The organism is Flagellimonas yonaguniensis (genome assembly GCF_029193885.1).
Taxonomy (GTDB): domain Bacteria; phylum Bacteroidota; class Bacteroidia; order Flavobacteriales; family Flavobacteriaceae; genus Flagellimonas; species Flagellimonas yonaguniensis.
This window is the reverse complement of the sequence record NZ_JARFVB010000006.1, coordinates 104,084-123,204: the sequence shown is the minus strand read 5'-3', so window position 1 is coordinate 123,204 and position 19,121 is coordinate 104,084. Positions and strand designations below refer to the sequence as shown.

14 protein-coding genes and 1 tRNA gene are annotated in these 19,121 nt (G+C 43.6%); 6 read left to right on the top strand and 9 right to left on the bottom strand.

Annotated features, from left to right (window positions below; all coding sequences use genetic code 11):
- Window positions 1–50 precede the first annotated feature (50 nt).
- Window positions 51–3,947 (top strand): PA14 domain-containing protein, encoded by a 3,897-nt coding sequence (locus PY092_RS11825; protein WP_275616016.1) that lies wholly within the window; start codon window positions 51–53, stop codon window positions 3,945–3,947.
- A gap of 26 nt (window positions 3,948–3,973) precedes the next feature.
- Here the strand turns inward: PY092_RS11825 and PY092_RS11820 are convergent, their stop codons facing one another.
- Window positions 3,974–5,899, bottom strand: coding sequence for a propionyl-CoA synthetase (locus tag PY092_RS11820; protein WP_275616015.1), 1,926 nt, complete (start codon window positions 5,897–5,899; stop codon window positions 3,974–3,976).
- Between the two features lie 243 nt (window positions 5,900–6,142).
- On the opposite strand from PY092_RS11820, the gene PY092_RS11815 reads away from it, so the two are divergent.
- Window positions 6,143–7,246 (top strand): adenylate/guanylate cyclase domain-containing protein, encoded by a 1,104-nt coding sequence (locus PY092_RS11815; RefSeq protein WP_275616014.1) that lies wholly within the window; start codon window positions 6,143–6,145, stop codon window positions 7,244–7,246.
- Window positions 7,247–7,260: 14 nt separating this feature from the next.
- Here PY092_RS11815 and PY092_RS11810 read toward each other — a convergent pair whose 3' ends face one another.
- Window positions 7,261–7,983 (bottom strand): SDR family oxidoreductase, encoded by a 723-nt coding sequence (locus tag PY092_RS11810; protein ID WP_275616013.1) that lies wholly within the window; start codon window positions 7,981–7,983, stop codon window positions 7,261–7,263.
- Window positions 7,984–7,987: 4 nt separating this feature from the next.
- Complete coding sequence (locus PY092_RS11805) at window positions 7,988–8,275, bottom strand: hypothetical protein (protein ID WP_275616012.1); 288 nt, start codon at window positions 8,273–8,275, stop codon at window positions 7,988–7,990.
- Between the two features lie 172 nt (window positions 8,276–8,447).
- Between PY092_RS11805 and PY092_RS11800 the strand changes: the two genes are divergently transcribed.
- Window positions 8,448–8,966, top strand: a complete 519-nt coding sequence (locus PY092_RS11800) for a nuclear transport factor 2 family protein (RefSeq protein WP_275616011.1) — start codon at window positions 8,448–8,450, stop codon at window positions 8,964–8,966.
- Between the two features lie 26 nt (window positions 8,967–8,992).
- On the opposite strand, the gene PY092_RS11795 is transcribed toward PY092_RS11800, so the two are convergent.
- Complete coding sequence (locus tag PY092_RS11795) at window positions 8,993–9,571, bottom strand: Crp/Fnr family transcriptional regulator (protein WP_275616010.1); 579 nt, start codon at window positions 9,569–9,571, stop codon at window positions 8,993–8,995.
- 91 nt (window positions 9,572–9,662) lie between these two features.
- Window positions 9,663–11,171: a carboxylesterase/lipase family protein gene (locus PY092_RS11790; protein ID WP_275616009.1), complete on the bottom strand. Its 1,509-nt coding sequence runs from the start codon at window positions 11,169–11,171 to the stop codon at window positions 9,663–9,665.
- 134 nt (window positions 11,172–11,305) lie between these two features.
- Here PY092_RS11790 and PY092_RS11785 point away from each other — a divergent pair, with 134 nt between their 5' ends.
- The gene (locus tag PY092_RS11785) at window positions 11,306–11,908 is read left to right on the top strand and encodes a YkgJ family cysteine cluster protein (protein WP_275616008.1); all 603 of its coding nucleotides are present in this window, start codon (window positions 11,306–11,308) and stop codon (window positions 11,906–11,908) included.
- Window positions 11,909–11,966: 58 nt separating this feature from the next.
- Here the strand turns inward: PY092_RS11785 and PY092_RS11780 are convergent.
- Window positions 11,967–12,038 (bottom strand) — tRNA-Gln (locus tag PY092_RS11780).
- Window positions 12,039–12,209: 171 nt separating this feature from the next.
- Between PY092_RS11780 and PY092_RS11775 the strand changes: the two genes are divergently transcribed.
- Window positions 12,210–15,545, top strand: coding sequence for a glycosyltransferase family 117 protein (locus PY092_RS11775; RefSeq protein WP_275616007.1), 3,336 nt, complete (start codon window positions 12,210–12,212; stop codon window positions 15,543–15,545).
- A gap of 33 nt (window positions 15,546–15,578) precedes the next feature.
- Here the strand turns inward: PY092_RS11775 and PY092_RS11770 are convergent, their stop codons facing one another.
- From PY092_RS11770 to PY092_RS11760, 3 genes are all read right to left on the bottom strand, one after another.
- Complete coding sequence (locus PY092_RS11770; protein ID WP_100817192.1) at window positions 15,579–15,878, bottom strand: thioredoxin family protein; 300 nt, start codon at window positions 15,876–15,878, stop codon at window positions 15,579–15,581.
- A gap of 86 nt (window positions 15,879–15,964) precedes the next feature.
- Window positions 15,965–17,197, bottom strand: coding sequence for a metallophosphoesterase (locus PY092_RS11765; protein WP_275616006.1), 1,233 nt, complete (start codon window positions 17,195–17,197; stop codon window positions 15,965–15,967).
- 54 nt (window positions 17,198–17,251) lie between these two features.
- On the bottom strand, window positions 17,252–17,971 hold the full coding sequence (locus PY092_RS11760; protein ID WP_275616005.1) for a copper homeostasis protein CutC: 720 nt from the start codon (window positions 17,969–17,971) through the stop codon (window positions 17,252–17,254).
- A gap of 40 nt (window positions 17,972–18,011) precedes the next feature.
- On the opposite strand from PY092_RS11760, the gene PY092_RS11755 reads away from it, so the two are divergent.
- Window positions 18,012–19,013 carry an isoaspartyl peptidase/L-asparaginase family protein gene (locus PY092_RS11755; RefSeq protein WP_275616004.1) on the top strand — a complete coding sequence of 334 codons (1,002 nt, stop codon included), beginning with the start codon at window positions 18,012–18,014 and terminating at the stop codon, window positions 19,011–19,013.
- The last annotated feature ends 108 nt before the right edge of the window (window positions 19,014–19,121 follow it).

Genomic DNA, 19,121 nt, shown 5'->3' with positions numbered 1-19,121 from the left:
TTCCATTGGGGCCACCAAAATTAGTTTTGTAAAGTAAATCAACATGCATTATGGGCACAACCTCGTTCTTTAAGGTAAAAACCAGTCGTTATTTTCATGGTTGGATGCCAGTATTGGCCCTTTTCCTTATGGGCACCTCCTTAGCTTTTTCCCAAACCACCCTCTGGAGTGAAGATTTCAATTACAACAACAACACCTCAAGTGGCACGGCCACTGGGGCTTCTGCATCTGATTGGTCCACTAACAATACTGGAAGGTTAAATGTCCAAGGAAATGTGATACAAGGTCGAAACTTGGATTCTGAAAGCACTTGGGAAACTGAGACCATTAATATTTACGGCTATACAAGTGTAAGCTTTAGTATGGATGCATCTGTTTATCAAGCAAATCGATTTGAAAACACCGATTATTTTACTGGGGAGTATCGCGTTGATGGAGGATCTTGGATAGAATTTGTAGACGTTTCAGGCTCCAACTCGGACCCTTTGGGTCCGTCTTACACCGTAAATTTAGCTACCACGGGCTCCACTTTGGAAATACGCGTGAGGATGTATAATAATTCTGGAAACGAGCGATATTATATAGACAATGTACTGGTTGAAGGTTTCTCCTCTTCGTCAACAAATGGCATTTGGAGTGAGGATTTCAACGGGTATTCCAATGGAACGGGCAATGGAACAGCAACTGGGTCCTCTGCATCAGACTGGGATACAAGTGGCTCTGGGAATTTGGAAGTACAGAACAATAGAATCGAAGCCAATGATCTTGGTACGGAAAGCACATGGCAGACCGATCCCATCAACATATATAAATATACCGATGTGAGCTTTAGCTTGGATGTGGACACACAGGCCGACACCAGTCAATTTGAACAAGGAACGGACTATTTCATAGGAGAATATCGAATCGACGGCGGTTCGTGGGTGCAGTTTGAAAATGCTTCGGGAGATTCCAGCCCATACGACCCTTTAAATTCTTCTTATACCGTAAACCTAGCCACCACAGGCTCTACTTTAGAAATTAGGGTACGTTTTTACAATACCGCAAGCAATGAATATTATTATATAGACAATGTTGCTGTTCAAGGCACATTGGACCTTTGTAATGGCGAAGTGGATTTTGAGTTTTACGATAGCTCGCCTTCTGGCAACTCGGTAGACAATATCCCAACATCAGGATATTTGGGGTCAGGCACCTATACCAGTTTTGATGTGGATGACCTACAAAACCAAGAAGATCCCGGGGATACTGACAATTTCAGTATTCGATATAACGGCTACATCCAAATAGACACCGAAGGTTCCTATACTTTTTATACCAATTCGGACGATGGTTCCAAACTCTATATTGATGGGACTCAAGTCGTCAATAATGATGGTGCTCACGGCAGTCAAGAACGATCTGGAAACATTACCCTCACTACGGGTTTGCATGACATTACCGTTCTCTTTTTCGAAAATGGAGGTGGGGAATCGTTGACCGTGCAGTATCAAGGGCCGTCCGTTTCCAAGCAGAATATTCCGTTTACCAAATTGTATTCCAATTGTAATGGGGCCAGTACTGACCTTGACGGAGATGGGGTACCCGATTCTGTGGATATTGACGATGACAACGATGGCATATTGGACGTTGATGAATGCGGGGGAATTAGCGGTAATTTTGTGCAGACAGCCACCAATGTTCAATATTTTAGAGATCCTGCCAATGCCCAGGGTAGTCCAGGGACTACCTACGCCTATAACTCAGTTTATACCTATGAGGATCAATCTGAAATATTACTGCGATTTGCCAATCCAATTCCAGACGGAACCACCGTTAGTGTATTTTTAGGTGCCGACCCGGCCGTATCAAGTACCAATATGCAAATACAACGTTCCACTGCCGCCGGAGGAAACAACGGATGGTTGTACGAAGCTGGTGGTATCACACCTGGTTCCATTCAGGAAGTGACTTTTACCGTAAGTGGAAGTGGTTTGCAATACATTAAAGTTATAGCATGGAACGTGGGAGCAAGAGTGTATGGTGCCAGCTATCCAGGTTCCTTGGATTGTAGCACAATAGATACTGACGGTGACGGTATTCCCAACTACCAAGATCTGGACAGTGATGGTGATGGCATTCCAGACAATGTTGAAGCACAGTCCTCCACTGGATACACCTCCCCAAGCGGCAATGATTCCGACAACGATGGTTTGGACAACAATTATGAAACCGCTGGAATTGCCTATGTCGATACGGATGGAGATGGTACACCAGATTTCTTGGATACCGATTCCGACAATGATGGCACCAACGATACCACCGAAGCTGCCCTAACCTTATCAGGCAGTGATAGTGACGGGGATGGACTCGATGACAATATGGACACTTCAACCGGTTACAGCGATCCAGGAGGGAATATTGATGACCCCACCAATACAACAGGTGGCACACAAATGTTGCCCGATTCTGATGGAGACCTCGGTTCTGGTGGAGATTTGGACTTTAGGGATGACACGGTGAATGAAGACGAGCCTCCTTCCATAACCGCAACCGGCGATCAGGTTTTGTGCCCAGGTAATGCCATTGCCATAGTGGAAAGTGTATCCATTACCGATCCGGACAGTAGTACATTGGATGCTGTTTTTATCCAAATTTCATCTAATTATGATGTAACCGGTGATGTATTGAATCTTACAGGAACGCATCCGAACATCACAGCAAGTTGGGATACCTCTGAAGGAAAACTCACCTTAACCGGACCCACTACTTTGGCAGAATTTGAGGCAGCCATTGCAGCAGTGGAATTTGAAACTACAGCCACTGTATCTTCCGGAGACACCCGAACCTTTTCCATAGTGATGAACGAGGCCAATTATCTGGCTTCCACAGGACATTATTATGAATATGTTCCTTCGTTGGGAATCACATGGTCAGCTGCAAAGGCAGCTGCGGAACTACGAACTTTTTACGGTCTTCAAGGGTATTTGGCCACCATTTCCATACAAGATGAATCTGATCTATTGGGATCCCAGGCTCCCGGAGCAGGTTGGATCGGGGCCAGTGATGCCACCACTGAAGGCGATTGGTACTGGGTAACAGGGCCAGAAGCAGGAACTTTGTTCTGGCGTGGCAATGCTGGTGGAACAGCCTACGACTATGAATTTTGGAACTCAGGGGAACCCAATAACTCCGGTGACGAAGATTACGCACATATCACAGCTCCTGGAGTTGGTTTGCCTGGCTCATGGAACGATCTTTCCAATACAGGGGCCGCAAGTGGCGATTATCAACCCAAAGGATATTTGGTGGAGTATGGTGGTATGCCAGGAGACCCACCTTACCCGGATTTGGCTGCCACAACCACGATTACGGTTGAAACAACTGCTCCTACGGCAAGTGCACCCCCTCCAATTTCAGTGAATTGTGCTGCAGATATTCCCTTACCGGATGTAACCGTGATAACGGATGAAGCAGATAACTGTGATCCTAGCCCAACAGTGACTTTTGTAAGCGATGTAAGCGACGGTGGCAGCAACCCAGAAATTATTACACGAACCTACCGGATTACCGATGCCTCTGGAAACACATTGGATGTAGAACAGACTATTACAATTACACCTTTTTCCATATCATCCCAACCTACCGATCAAACGGTATTTGTGGGCAATAATGGAACGTTTACAATAATAGCATCGAATATCGACACCTATCAATGGCAAGTCAGCACCGATGGAGGAAGTAATTTCTCCCCTATCGTGGATGGTACTGAATATACCGGCACACAAACTGCCAACCTAACCGTAAACACCCCAGACACCAATATGGACAGTTATATTTTCCGGGTAATGGTATCGAACAGCTCTGGCAGTTGCACTGCACTAACATCGGATGAAGCTACTTTATCAGTCAGATCAGGGCGAGTGATCACCAATAGAAACACAACCTTCCGGGTAAACAAAAACTAAGGAAGTAGTATTCCAGACCAGTCCATTTATGTGGTTTTGGCTTTTTGGTTGAACGAACCGACCATTTGGTCTTGGAACAACTTTTGAATCTCTGTTAATATTTCTGGGTCGTCAATGGTCGATGGAACAGTAAATTCCTTGCCATCGGCAATGGCCCTGATTACTTTGCGAAGTATTTTGCCCGAACGGGTCTTTGGCAATCGCTCTGCGACCAGCACCTTTTTTAAAGAGGCAACAGGACCGATTTCCTTTCGGACATCGCTTACCACTTCCGATTGTAATTGAAAACTTTCGATGTTGGCCCCCGACTTCAAAACCGTAATGGCCAACGGAATCTGACCTTTTAGGTCATCTGCTATTCCAACTACGCAGCATTCGGCCACATCTGGATGCTTGGCAACCACTTCCTCCATTTCGGCCGTGGACAAACGATGGCCTGCCACATTAATGATATCGTCTACCCTTCCTGTGATGAACACATATCCTTTTTCATCGATATACCCTCCATCTCCAGAGAAATAATAGCCATCAAACTTAGTCAGGTATCCCTTGATGAATCTTTCGGTATCGTTCCAAAGATTGGGTAAAGTACCTGGGGGCAATGGCAGTTTCACAGCAACGTAGCCCTCTTCGTCAGGATGGCAGGGAGTACCATCTTCCCGCAATATCAGCACATCGTAACCACAAACAGCTTTTGTTGCGGAACCAGGCTTCACATCAAACGGTTGTTCAAACCCCATCATATTGGCAACTATGGGCCAACCTGTCTCGGTCTGCCACCAATGATCGATCACGGGCACATCCAATTTTTCTCCAGCCCAGTTCAAGGTGGAAACGTCGCAACGTTCTCCAGCCAAGAACAAATACCGTAGACCGCTCATATCAAATTGTTTGACAAAATCACCTTGTGGGTCTTCCTTTTTTATGGCCCTTATGGCTGTTGGCGCCGTGAACATCACTTTTACTTCGTGATCACTGATCACACGCCAAAAAGTGGATGCATCGGGAGTTCTAACTGGTTTACCTTCAAAAAGAATCGTGGTACAACCATATATCAATGGCGCATAGACTATATAGCTATGTCCAACGACCCAACCCACATCGCTAGCGGCCCAGAACACCTCTCGAGGGTTAACACCATAAATATGTTTCATGCTGTAATGCATGGCCACTGCATGCCCTCCATTATCACGGATAATCCCCTTGGGTTTTCCTGTGGTTCCTGATGTGTAAAGAATGTACAATGGGTCGGTGGCATCCACCTCAATGCACCTGACCGGATCTGCAATTTTCATTAGAGTGGCGTAGTCAATATCATTCTCGCCATCGGGGCGGGCAGCTCCGAGCCGTCTATTGTACACAATCACATTTTCGGGAGTGTGCGTTGCCATTTTAATGGCCTCGTCCACCATGGGTTTATATGGAATGATACGATCAACCTCGATGCCAGAAGTTGCCGTAATGATCAATTTAGGTTTTGCATCATCAATGCGAATGGCCAGCTCGTGTGGGGCAAAACCCCCAAACACCACCGAATGCACGGCCCCCAATCTTGCACAGGCCAGCATGGAAACCACGGCCTGGGGAATCATGGGCATGTAGATAATGACCGTATTACCTTTTTCGACTCCTAAGCGCTTCATACCTCCCGCCAACCGGCTCACTCGATCACGAAGTTCCAAATAGGTAAACTTCTCAATCGTTTGCGTAACAGGGGAATCGTAAATAAGTGCAATGTCGTCTCCCCGTCCATTTTCAATATGGGCATCGAGGGCCAAGTATGAAGTGTTGAGTTTACCACCTTTGAACCAGTGATAAAAGCCATTTTCATCTTTGGTCAATGCTCTTTGCGGTTTTTGGAACCAATTGATATTGGCCGCCTGCTCCATCCAGAAGTTATCGGGATCCTTGATGGAGCGATTGAATTCCTGTGCATAGTTAATCTTCGCCATCTTAATGTAGTTTGAATAGTTTATGTGCGCATGTTTGATTATAACCTCTTATGAAATTACATTTTCAAAAGACTGAAAATGAAATCATTGAAAGTAAAACAAATCTAAAGTAGTGATTTATCCACCTGATCTATCGAATAATTTCGCTAAATTGATATATCTATCACAACTTCTTCAACTTTCAGACAAGGTTTTGACAATCAAACCCCACGATTAAAACCAAATTCACGCTACCTTTACTGCATGACCCACTTTTCCAACCCTAGGCTTCGTTACCATCTAAAGCGTATTCTACCCTTTGGGATTATTTGGCTGGTGTTGAGCTGGTTCATCCTGTTCATAGAGTCCATGGCCACGGGGTATGAAAATCAACGGCCTGAAACCGATATTACAGTGACCTGGAGTATTTTTTTGTTTGCCTCGCTCACTGTTTTTCTGGTGGGCATCGCAATGGGCGCGGTAGAAGTGCTTTGGTTGGGCAAGCTTTTTAAACACAAGGCATTTTGGCAAAAAACCCTATATAAAATGGGGTTTTACCTTTTGTTTATGCTGGTCATCAACCTTGTAACCTTCCCCATTGCAGCAAGCATTGAGCTTCAATCCCCGATTATGGACACCCAAGTTTGGCACAAATTTTCGAACTATATCGTAAGCCCCACTTTTTTGAGCACCATGGTCTCGTTGGCCTTCAGCATTTTTGTTTCACTACTTTACTCGGGTATCAGCGAGCATCTAGGACATAATGTATTGCTCAACTTTTTTTCGGGCAAATACCATCATCCTGAAGAGGAATCCCGTGTTTTTATGTTTTTGGATATGAAGTCATCAACATCATTGGCAGAAAAATTGGGACACCAGAATTATTTTAAGTTCTTGAGGGATTACTACAATCAACTTTCCGGTTCCATCATTCAATACCATGGCGAAGTATACCAATATATCGGTGATGAAATAGTGATTACATGGGAACAACAAGAAGGGCTACAAAACCAAAACTGTTTGCACTGCTTTTACGCCATGAAGCAAAGTCTACAAAAGAAATCCACTTATTTTGAGGAGACCTATGGTGTGGCACCATCCTTTAGGGCAGGATTGCACATGGGTAAAGTGACCACTGGGGAAATTGGCGCTCTAAAAAAGGAAATCTTTTTTACTGGCGATGTTTTAAATGTCACGGCCCGCATTCAAAAATTATGTAAACAATTTGACCGAGATATAGTAGTTTCGGATGTGTTGCGGCAAAAAATTGCAGTCCCTGAACATATCAATTTTGTTTCTTTGGGTGATATGGAATTGGAAGGACGCTCAGCACCAATTGCACTGTTTTTTCCAGTACAGATTCCCTAGCGCCCTGTTACTTCTTAAGAATTCACTAATTTATAAGCCATATTTGGGAACAACTTGCCTAGAACATTAAAAAACCTGATTTTACCTGTGGTGGCCATGGGTTTTCCTGTTTCAATCTGTGGCAATACCGAATTGATCAAATCTGTTGTGGACATTTTGTCCTCATCCCTATCTTCCGTCATTGCTGTGGCGGTAACAGGGGGTATTAGCTCTATGACATCAATATTCGTGGTATTCAGGATTTTCTTCAATCCAAAGTTGAAGCTTCTCATGGCGGCCTTTGTGGCACTGTAGATCAATGCATCCTGTTTTGGGACCATGCCCAATGCTGAAGTCGTATTGACAATTAATGCCTGGTCCGAATTGCTCATCAAGGGAATTAGCAATTTTGTGAGCAATACCTGGCCGGTAAAATTGGTGTTGATCTCTGAAACGACCTTATCGTGTCCAACGATATCATCCATAAATGAATAGTTGAGTTGAATCCCCGCATTATTGAACAGCACGTCCAATTGTGGATATTCCTTTTCCAATTGAACCACACATTTTTCAATGGCCCCAACACTTGCCAAATCGCACGCAATAATTTCAAACCCTTCCGCCTTAAGCGCTTTTAATCGGTTTTTGTTCCTTCCCATAAGAATAACCTTGTTTTTGGGCAGTAGCGTACTCCCCAGTTCCAACCCTATTCCAGATGTCCCCCCTGTGATCAAAATGGTTTTACCTATAAGTTTCATTATGCTAAGCTTTAAAAAGGTTGATTGTTAATCGAACAAGCTGAATAAGCACTGCTCCTAAAAAGGTATTTACCAGTACCATCACAAAAAAAGCACCCAACAAACCCAGTTTTCGAATAGCCAAACTATCTGCAATACCAATATCGTTTCCGAATAATCTATTGACAATTACCCAAGCGTTGAGATGCTCAGCTTCGGCACCCAAAATGTAGTCAACAATGATCATAATGGCCATACAGGCAATCCCGGCCACCAAATAAATTGCAAGTGGATGATTAAATAATGTCTTCATAATTATTGATTTTAATGTTTAGGACAAATTTCTGGTAGGAAACCGTGGATTTCATTAACATACTTTAATAAACAAATGCTTATTTCCATTGAATATCAGATTATTAACATAGGTTAATAGCTCTCAAGACATCAACAAAGACATTTGTATCACAATTCAAAAATCAAAACATATGAAAACACATGTAATGAAACAGATGATCTCACTTTGTATGGTATTTTGCTCCTTAGGATGTTCCCAAAATGATAAAAGTTCAAAGAATGTAACTTTGTTGGACTTTACCCTATCGGAACAGGATAAAAAAGAGATCATGGCTTTAGCCGAGAACATTCCTTTGATCTTATCCGAAGAAGGGTACGGGGCCTACGAACAACATTTTCATGCAGACTACACCAATTGGTACATGACGAATGACAAAGTATCCGACCGGGCCGACTTTCTAGCAAGGGTAAAGCAATGGCACGATGCCGGAAACAGAGCCACCAAAAGTACCATTGTCCCGATTGCCTTTATTCCTGTTGACGCTTCAACCGTACTATTTTTAAATGCACAACAAGAAGTATTCCATAACGAAACCTCACAGGACGAAGCAAATTTGAGGGATATGCGCTTTATCAGTATTTATAAAAAGGTCGAAGGGCAATGGCAATTGTTTCATACGGGGTTTATTGACAATCCTTATAACAATTAGTGAAAGCAAATAATCCGGAAAAGGGCTTATTTAAACAATGAAGCCCTAATCCTACTCAGCTGTATTGGGGTAATACCCAAATAGGAAGCAATATGATATTGTGGAATCAACTGGTCCAACCCTGGAAAAGTCTCCAAAAAAATATTATAATTCGTGGTTGCATCATTGGTGACCATGGCAATATCATGTTGCTCTTTTTTGATCCATTCGCCCTCAATGGCTTTAATGTAAAAATCCTTGAGCAACGGATATGTTTGAAAGAGTGACTTGAATTCAGAAAAATCGAAGAGGATAACCTCACAATCCGTCAAAGCTTGACAATTGATTTTATTAGGTTTTTTAGTGATCAAGGCGGTCAGCGGCATAGGAAAGGAGTTTTTTAAAAAGAACGTTTTATTGTACTCGCTGCCTTTGTTGTTCAGATAAAACGCTCGGGCCACACCAGACACCATAAATGCAGCGTGATGGGGGATTTTGCCAGCTTTGAACAAAAAATCACCTTTTTTGTAGGACAGAGGTTCGCAAATGGCATCAAGTGCCAAACTTGCACTTGGGTCCAGATCAACCAAAGTTCCTATAATTTGTGTCAAGGCTGATGAATCCATTCCAAATTACTTCAGAATCTTCAAGTTAGTATTTTTATTTGGTAAACGAATACTTTGAAAAACCACTTGACCTTAGCGGAGTTGTGAAGGATTAGCGCGTTAAGAAACGAAGTTCATCCAAATACTTTGTATTTAGTTCCAAAGTATCGGTTTCAAATAACAGCATCTTACCTCCGTTTTGATTATAACTGCTCCAAATTGGCAGCCCATTTCCATTGGGATTACCGAATTTGGCAAAATTGACCCAGTAGGCCGACATCTGGTCTTCGAGTTTTCGCTCATCTGTTTGCCAATCTCGATTCCATTGATCTAGTGTATGTAATGCAAAGGGCACTTCCGAAGTATGGAAGGCACCATAGTTGGGGAAACCGGGTTTATCAATAGGCACGTGTGCGAACTCATACATCCACACCTCGTCTTTCATGTATTTTGCGAGCAGATAAGAAGGTACTCCGGCAAAGCTCAACAGGTTCATTTTTTGTTGGGATCGAAGTGCCTCTTCATCGGTTTGGGCTGGGAACATTTTTAAAAACTCATCTGCACCTGCACCAAATCGTTCTTTGGCCATCGAATTGAAACTTTCCGTTGTCACTTCTACGATTGGAAAGAGATTGGAGTCTCCAGTTACCCATCCCGTCATTACTTTTACTTGATTATGCTTGCCCGCTTTAAAATGCTCCATAAGGTCTTTTGGCAAAAAATAATCGTCCAAGACCACTCCAAACCTTCCTACATTTGGGTCGTTGCTCAACTCTTGAAGTTTTTCTGCTGGCATTCTCCTTAATTCCTGAATGGAAGATGCGTTGGCGGACTCCATAAAATTTACACCTTGTTTTTCGGCCGAATCAATATCTTGCATCATCTGATTTCCCAATATCCCCCCACTTTGACATATCGCTTTTTGGAAATATCCGTTTGAAAGTGGTGAAGCAATCTGCACATTTACACTAAAGGAACCTGCCGATTGACCTGCAATGGTCACATTGTTCGGGTCTCCTCCAAATGCCTCAATATTTTCTTGAATCCATTTCAACCCTTGCAATTGGTCCATAAAACCATAATTGCCCGAAGCATTATGGCCAGATTCTTTGCTTAACCCGGGGTGGGCCATAAAACCAAGCACCCCTACCCTATAGTTTAGGCTGACAAATACAACTCCTTGTTCAGCCATTTGATGCCCATCATAAATATCGCAATTGGCACTGCCCGAACTCAGGCCGCCCCCATAAATCCAAACAAAAACAGGCAGTTTTTCATCTTTGTTTTTTGCGGGGGTCCACACATTCAAATACAGACAATCTTCGCTCAAAGGTTCTGGTTTGGCAATAAATTCCTCGGTCCAACACAAAAAAGGTTCTGGTGCATTTTGGATTGGGCTCGGACCAAACTCCTTACATTCCTTTAGACCTTCCCAATCTTTTACTGGTTGTGGCGCTTGCCATCTTAATTCCCCGACAGGAGGTTGCGCAAAAGGAATACCCTTAAAAATTGTGACCTCCCCTTCCGTGTAGCCTTCTACTTTTCCATTTTGGATTTTCACAATCGTCTGGCCATATCCCAAAGAGGATACTATCAGAAAAATGAATATTAGTTTTCTCATGGGGTCATAGTATTGTTCGGTTACTTTTTAAAGTGCTCGATAACCCAAAAGATACTATTTTTTAAAAATCTTTATCACTCATGCAAAATATTCTAAAAACATATTTAAATAAGATATACTTTCGATGTCGAAAAATGACACTAGATCAAAAAGTTCGATTGGTTGAAGCGTTATTCGACCAATTGGAGCGGGAAACCCAACAATTTCAGGATAAATCTGGACTTGGTTGTGTTTCTGGCTGTGGAAAATGTTGCTCATATCCCAACATTGATGCTTCCCCTCTGGAGTTTTTACCTTGGGCTTTTCAGCTATTTTTATCGGGCAAGGCCGAAGATGCTCTGGCCACCTTACAGGAAAACACTCCCAAAACCTGTTTTTTGCTTACTCCAGTTTCCATTTTAAGCAAGGGACATTGTGGCAGCTACAAACATAGAGGGTTAATTTGTAGGCTATTTGGTTATGCTGCGAGTAGGGATAAGCACGGAAATTTGCGTTTGGCCACTTGTAAAACCATAAAAGAGGAGCAGGCGGACAGTTACCGTATAGCCTCGGAGGCCATCTCCAAAGGAACGTATGTCCCGGTATTTACGGACTATTATATGCAACTGAACCAAATCGATTATCAGATGGAATCCAAAATAATGCCCATTAACAAAGCGCTGAAAATGGCTTTGGAGGAGGTACTACAATATTACACCTATAGGCCTGTGCCCACTCTGGATAGGCAAATTGGATAAAAACAAGGTCAATTCAAAAAACAAGCCCCTTAAATTTGAAGATTTAAGGGGCTTTTTGTTGACCCACTAGGACTCGAACCTAGAACGACTGGACCAAAACCAGCTGTGTTGCCAATTACACCATGGGTCAGTGCCATATTTGAGCGTGCAAATTTAAAACAAACTTTGGTTTCAACAAATATTTTTGGCAAGAATACACGCTATTTTTCTTTTATCAGGGTGTTAAAGGTTTTCCAAAAAGGACTAGGCTTCTGTTCTATATTTACTAAATTCGCCACAATTCGGTTAACAACCAACTCTTATGTTTGCAAAAGACTTCAAAAAATGGGATACCATCCTTGGGTGGGTTTCCTTCGCCATCGCGTTTATAGTTTATGCCCTGACCATTGAACCCACAGGAAGTTTTTGGGATGCTGGGGAATACATTTCCACCTCTGCGAAGCTGCAAGTCGGACACCCCCCAGGGGCCCCGCTCTTGCAAATGATCGGTGCCTTCTTTGCCATGTTCGCCTTTGACGACGAAACCAAAATAGCACTCATGGTCAATGCAGTATCCATAGTCTCCAGTGCTTTTGCCGTTTTGTTTACCTTTTGGACCATTACCAACTTGGTGGGAAAGATGATTCCCAAAAAGGGGGATTTGAGCAATAGCAAAGCTATCGCCATTTTGGGCAGTGGATTGGTCGGTGCACTGGCCTTCACATTTTCGGACAGTTTTTGGTTCAATGCCGTGGAAACCGAAGTCTATGCCATGGCCAGTTTGATCATGGCCCTGCTATTATGGTTGGGATTGAAATGGACTGACAATCTGGGCGACCCCAGGGGACATCGCTGGCTCATACTCATCTGTTTTGTTATCGGGCTTACCTTCGGGATACAGTTCATGGGCTTTTTGGCCATTCCATCCATAGGGTTGCTCTACTATTTCAAAAAATATAAAACCACCACGGTAAAAAACTTTTTATTGGCCAACATTATCGTTGTGGCCATTCTGATCCTGGTCTATAAATTTTCATTGACCTACGTTTTGGAGCTATTTGGGTGGAGCGAAGTCTTCTTTATCAACGAAATCGGACTTCCGTTCAATTCGGGTTCCATCATCATGGGACTCCTTTTTGTTGCTGCGTTTTACTTCGGACTGAGATATACCAGAAAGCACAATTACCACAATGCCAATATTGTGGTGCTCTGCTTGATGTTCCTCATTTTAGGATTCTCGTCTTGGCTGATGCTCCCCATCAGGGCAAATGCAAAGACCGTGGTCAACGAAAACAATCCAGCTGATGCAAGGGCTTTGTTGGCCTACTACAACAGGGAACAATACCCTGGAGTGGACAGTCCCGTTTATGGTGCCTATTATTCGGACACCTTCGCCCCTTCAGGAGAGGACAGGGATGACAGCCCTAAGTATGAAAAGGATTTGGAACTCGGCAAATACGTCATTGTAAACCATTACAAGGGTGCCGTTCCGGGGCCCAACGAAAAGCATGTCGGCTTTTTGCCAAGAATGTGGAGCGATCAGCATGCCGAAAACTATATGCGCTATTTCGGGGCATTGGATTTTCGGATCAAATCGGAATACATCTCCAACAACGACCTTCGCGAAGCCGTAAATCAGTTTAAAACAGCCTATTCGCAAGGAGAGCTCGATACCGAGCAATACATTCGCTTTCTTCGGGAATTTGGTCAATATATAGAAGTACAGCCTCCAACTTTGGGGCAAAACCTGGAATACCTGTTCGATTTCCAGTTCAGCTATATGTACATGCGTTATTTCATGTGGAATTTTGTCGGAAAGCAAAACGACGTACAAGGCAGGTACGATGAAAATGGAAACTGGCTCAGCGGTATCAACTTTATCGATAGCATCAGGTTGGGAAGTCAGGAAAACCTGCCCAGCGATTGGAAAAACAACAAGGGAAGGAACACCTATTTTTTCCTCCCGTTACTGCTGGGCATCTTGGGGATTGTATTCCAGATATCCAAGAACCCCAAGCATTTCTGGGTGCTGTTCGTATTCTTTATGTTCACGGGACTGGCCATACAGTTCTATACCAACCCCTATATCTTCCAACCCAGGGAACGGGATTATTCCTTGGTGGGATCCTTCTACGTTTTCTGTATATGGATAGGCATTGGGGTATACGGATTGTTCGAAGAGTTCAAAAAATTGATTTCGGCCAAAATTGCCGCACCCGCCATCACGACCTTGTGCCTCCTGGCCGTGCCTCTTTTGATGGCCTTCCAAAACTGGGATGATCATGATAGATCCAACCGATATACAGCCCCATCAACAGCAAAATCCTATCTGGATTCCTGTCAGGAAGATGCCGGTGCCATATTGTTCACCATTGGGGATAACGACACCTTCCCGATTTGGTATGCCCAGGAAATTGAAAAGTACAGAACCGATGTACGTGTCGTGAACACCAGTCTTTTTGCTACGGATTGGTATATCGACCAAATGAAGCGCAAAGCTTACGAAAGTGACCCGATTCCATCACAACTTACGCATGATAAGTACAGGTACGGGACCAGGGATGCCATTTATTATCAAGGCATTACCGATAATAGATGGAGCATCAAAGATTTCATCAATTGGGTGGGCAGTGACAAGCCACAGACCAAATTCAGGCATATTTTGACCAACCAAGGAGCCGATTTGAGTCAATATTCGGAAAGCACCTTGGATATTGTCTACTATCCCACCAATAAGATCAGGATTCCGGTCAACAAGCAAAATGTACTGGAAAGTGGGTTGGTCAAAGAAAAGGATTCCGCTTTGATCGTGGATTATATCGACATTGACCTACCGACAGGCGCACTTCCCAAGAACAGGATTTTGATGCTGGACCTTATCGCCAACAACGATTGGAAACGTCCCATCTATTTCTCAGGAGGTAGTTTTGACAATGCCGAATATATTTGGATGAAGGATTATCTACAACTGGATGGCCTCGTGTACAAATTGGTTCCCATCAAAACGCCAAACCGAAATTCCTTTGAAATGGGCCGAATAGATTCCGACCTGATGTACGACATTGTAAAGGATTGGGACTGGGGCAACTCAGGAAGCGACGAGATCTATCACGACCCACAAACCCGCTCACAAGGACTCTCCTTTAGGAGTAATTTGGCACGCCTGATGGAAACCTTGATAGCCGAAGACAAAATTGACAAGGCCAAGAACGTTATCAACATAAGCATGGAAAACATGCCCGTGGACCACTATTATTTTTATGCCTTTGTGGAACCGTTTGTTGATGGCTACTATAAAGTGGGCGAAACCGATAAGGCACGTGAGCTTTTCGGTAAATTGAAAAAAGTATATCAAGAACATTTGGAGTACTATGCCAATATACCTTTGGATGAGCAATACGATAAAATTGACGACATCCTATCTGATATGCAGGCCTACCGAAGAAACATTGACATCCTCATCGAAAACGGCGATAAAGAGCTGGCAGAGTCTGAAACGATCATCTTCAATGAATATATTGATATGTTCTCACAGTTTGTGGACGATGAAGAGGATGTGATTGACGAACCTATTCCAATAGACCCTGACATGAATGGCTCGGTCCCATTGGATGCATCCGATACGATTCCAGAAAGTATAATTCCTGAAGAAGAATAGCATATAAAAAAGCGAGGCAGAAACCTCGCTTTTTTATTGGATATATTCGTTTAAGATTCCGATAAGCGTATTGGCGTCCTGCTCTCCGCTCTGGCGCCAGACCATCTCACCTTTTTTGTAGATCATTAAAGTGGGCAGCCCCTTGATACGAAGCGCCTGCGAAAGTTCCTTGTTCTTGTCCACATCGATTTTTATGACCTTTCCCTTATCGCCAAGGGCTGCAGCAACATCACTTAATACTGGATGCATGGAAGTGGACTGCTCGTTCCATTCCGCATAAAAATCTAACAATACTGGGACTTGTAAATCAATAAGTTCTCCGAATTTGGACATGTATTCTAAGGTTTACAGTCAAAAATAAGAAAAAAGTTGAATGTTTTTACAGCCTTTCAATGCTTTAGGCCATGGAAGGAAAAAACTTAGGCCAGCCCCTTCTTTTTAAGGGTGATCACGGAAATCTCAGGCCAAATGCCAAAACGACCAGGATAACCGATAAAACCAAACCCTCTGTTCACATTGATGAACTGCTCCATTTCCTTATAAATACCCGCCCAATACTTGTAGCGCCATTTTACGGGGCTCCACTTTACCCAACCGGGAATCTCTACCCCAAATTGCATTCCATGGGTGTGCCCGCTCAAAGTCAAATGGAAATGGTAATCGTCATGGATGACAACATCTTCCCAATGTGAAGGATCGTGGCTCAACAATATTTTAAAATCTTCTTTGGAAACGCCTTCTTTGGCCTTTTGAAGATCTCCTGCTTTCTTAAATCCGCCGCGGCCCCAATTCTCGACCCCGACCAAAGCAATCTTTTTACCATCTTTTTCCAAAAAACGATTAGAGTTCAATAATAGATCAAAGCCCATTTCCTTTTGCATGGCTTTCAATTCCTCCAAGTTTTGTGCTTTTTCTTCTTCGGTATCCCAAACGGCATAATCCCCATAATCGTGGTTGCCCAAAATGGAGTAGACCCCATCCTTCGCATCCAAACGGGAAAAAACTTCCTTCCAAGGTTCGAGCTCTTCGGAACGGTTGTTTACGATGTCACCCGTGAAGAAAATCACATCGCTTTTCTGTTCGTTGACCAAATTTACGCCATACTCCACTTTTTGGTAATCATCAAAACTACCACTGTGCACATCGGAAATCTGTGTTATCTGATAATTATGGAAAGCATCCGGAAGGTCATCGAACTCCAGTTCGTATTTCAATACCTGATAATTGTATTTTCCTCGGTACATTCCATACAACAAAGCTCCAAAAGGCAGGGCCGCCAAACCAAGGGCAATACCACTGATGAACTTTCTACGCGAAGGGAAATAACCGGCATCCGCATCGGAAACCCCGACAATCTTATTGTAACCGTAGCCCAATACACGGACCACATCTTCCAACAAAAGGAAAAAGCCCAAGACCAAAGCCAACAAAAAGAAAGCGGCAAAAATAGTCCCCGCTATTGCTGCAGTACCCTTGAACCCGCTGCCAGGATCATAGGTCATTACTTTAATGGTCAGAAAAATCAAGGCACCCAAAAACAGTACAATGTAGGCCCATTGCATCAAAGGACTCTTGAACAGTGTGCGGAATGCTTGAAATCCATAAACGGACAGCACCACATAAAGGATTGCCAAAATGATGAATCGGGACATACAATTTTTTTACAAAATTAGTGCTAATATGCTATTTAGCAGTGGTTTTTAGTATTATTTAACGGCTCGAACAATCGAGATCAGTGTTTCCAAATTGGAAACCGCCACCTCATCTTCAACCAAATGTTTTGCAGAGTTCATACTGATTTTTCCTTCCAAACCCAATCGGTTTCCAAAGGAAGTTCCCGAACAGTGAATGGCACGCAGGCCAATTTCCTTAAATCTTGATGCATTCTTGGGAGACACCCCTCCTCCTGCCATTATGACAATGGAAGTATCTTGTTGCCATGCACCTAAATTCATGATTCCATTTTCGGCAGATGTTTCTCCGCCAGAGGTCAAAATGGTCTGTACTCCCATACTTTCAAGTTGTTTGATGGCCTCCAAAGGTTCCGAGACCCAATCAAAGGCACGGTGAAAAGTAAAATGCATCGGCTTGGCCAATTCCACCAAGGCTTTAGTTCTTTCGACATCGACTGAAAAATCGTCCATCAAAATCCCAGAAACAATACCATCCACCCCTAATGCCTTGCACACCAAAATATCGGCTTTCGCCACTTCAAATTCGGCATCTGAATACGTAAAATGTCCTCCCCTTGGACGAATCAGAACATGAACAGGAATGGTCAGCTCCTTCTTTACCAATTGAATCAATCCTGCGGATGGAGTAATACCTCCCACGCCAAGTTCTGAACAAAGTTCTATCCTATCCGCTCCCGCCCGCTCGGCATTTATGGCCGATTCCAAGGAATTGGTACAAACTTCTACCAGCATATTGTATATTTATAACCCATAAAATTAAACATACCAACCCATGGAACGACGCAAATTCCTTAAAAATTCCAGTCTGTCCGCCGCAGGACTGGTTTCCGCATCCACATTGGTCGCGTGCAAAACGGAACCAAAACCCGAAGAAGCAACAGCTGCCATTATTCCAACTTCAAACCCGATAAAACCGATTGTGGTCTGCACTTGGAACTTTTTCAATGCTTCGGAAAAGGCTTGGGAAGTCTTAAAATCGGGAGGTAATGCCTTGGATGCCGTGGAGCAAGGCGTTATGGTAGAGGAGGCCGACGAAACCAACGAAACAGTTGGCAAAGGTGGCCGTCCCGATCGTGATGGAAATGTGACCTTGGATGCCTGCATTATGGACAAGGACGGTAATTGTGGCTCCGTGGTCTGTATGCAAAATATTGTGCATCCCGTTTCCGTGGCCAGAAAGGTAATGGAAGAAACACCACATATAATCTTGGCGGGCAAAGGCGCTGAGAAGTTCGCCTACGAACAAGGATTTAAGAAGGAAGACCTGTTTACCGAAAGTACACGAAAGCAATATAAAGAGTGGTTGAAAACTTCCAAATACGAGACCACCATCAACATAGAAAACCACGATACCATTGGCATGCTCGCCATTGATGATAACGGGGATATTGCCGGGGCATGCACCACAAGCGGCATGGGCTATAAAGTAGCGGGACGCGTTGGTGACTCCCCTATTATTGGCGCTGGGCTGTTTATCGATAACGAAATCGGCGGTGCCACGGCCACTGGAGTTGGAGAGGAAGTCATCCGTACCGTGGGCAGTTTTTTGATCGTGGAATTGATGCGTCAAGGGAAAAGTCCGCAGGAAGCCTGTGAGGAAGGCGTAAAACGTATCATGAAGAAAAATGAGGGCCGCAAAGATTTCCAAATTGGGTTCTTGGCCATCAACAAAAATGGGGAAACCGGTGGTTTCTGCGTGCACCCTGGATTTACCTATCGAGAATATTCCGATAATGGACACGAGAATCGAGAGGTGGTCAGTTTTTATGAGTAGACGTTGGACCGCTTCGCAGTTAGAGGAAAGAATAAAGACTGCTGAAATCTTATATCTGATATCTGACACCTTTTAATTCGCAATTCGTACTTTTAATCCCCTACCCTA

Bases quoted from the DNA above. Each gene is read 5' to 3' on its own strand.
- PY092_RS11825 (WP_275616016.1), top strand. From the start codon at position 51: ATGGGCACAACCTCGTTCTTTAAGGTAAAAACCAGTCGTTATTTTCAT.
- PY092_RS11820 (WP_275616015.1), bottom strand. From the start codon at position 5,899: ATGGCGAAGATTAACTATGCACAGGAATTCAATCGCTCCATCAAGGAT.
- PY092_RS11815 (WP_275616014.1), top strand. From the start codon at position 6,143: ATGACCCACTTTTCCAACCCTAGGCTTCGTTACCATCTAAAGCGTATT.
- PY092_RS11810 (WP_275616013.1), bottom strand. From the start codon at position 7,983: ATGAAACTTATAGGTAAAACCATTTTGATCACAGGGGGGACATCTGGA.
- PY092_RS11805 (WP_275616012.1), bottom strand. From the start codon at position 8,275: ATGAAGACATTATTTAATCATCCACTTGCAATTTATTTGGTGGCCGGG.
- PY092_RS11800 (WP_275616011.1), top strand. From the start codon at position 8,448: ATGAAAACACATGTAATGAAACAGATGATCTCACTTTGTATGGTATTT.
- PY092_RS11795 (WP_275616010.1), bottom strand. From the start codon at position 9,571: ATGGATTCATCAGCCTTGACACAAATTATAGGAACTTTGGTTGATCTG.
- PY092_RS11790 (WP_275616009.1), bottom strand. From the start codon at position 11,171: ATGAGAAAACTAATATTCATTTTTCTGATAGTATCCTCTTTGGGATAT.
- PY092_RS11785 (WP_275616008.1), top strand. From the start codon at position 11,306: ATGACACTAGATCAAAAAGTTCGATTGGTTGAAGCGTTATTCGACCAA.
- PY092_RS11775 (WP_275616007.1), top strand. From the start codon at position 12,210: ATGTTTGCAAAAGACTTCAAAAAATGGGATACCATCCTTGGGTGGGTT.
- PY092_RS11770 (WP_100817192.1), bottom strand. From the start codon at position 15,878: ATGTCCAAATTCGGAGAACTTATTGATTTACAAGTCCCAGTATTGTTA.
- PY092_RS11765 (WP_275616006.1), bottom strand. From the start codon at position 17,197: ATGTCCCGATTCATCATTTTGGCAATCCTTTATGTGGTGCTGTCCGTT.
- PY092_RS11760 (WP_275616005.1), bottom strand. From the start codon at position 17,971: ATGCTGGTAGAAGTTTGTACCAATTCCTTGGAATCGGCCATAAATGCC.
- PY092_RS11755 (WP_275616004.1), top strand. From the start codon at position 18,012: ATGGAACGACGCAAATTCCTTAAAAATTCCAGTCTGTCCGCCGCAGGA.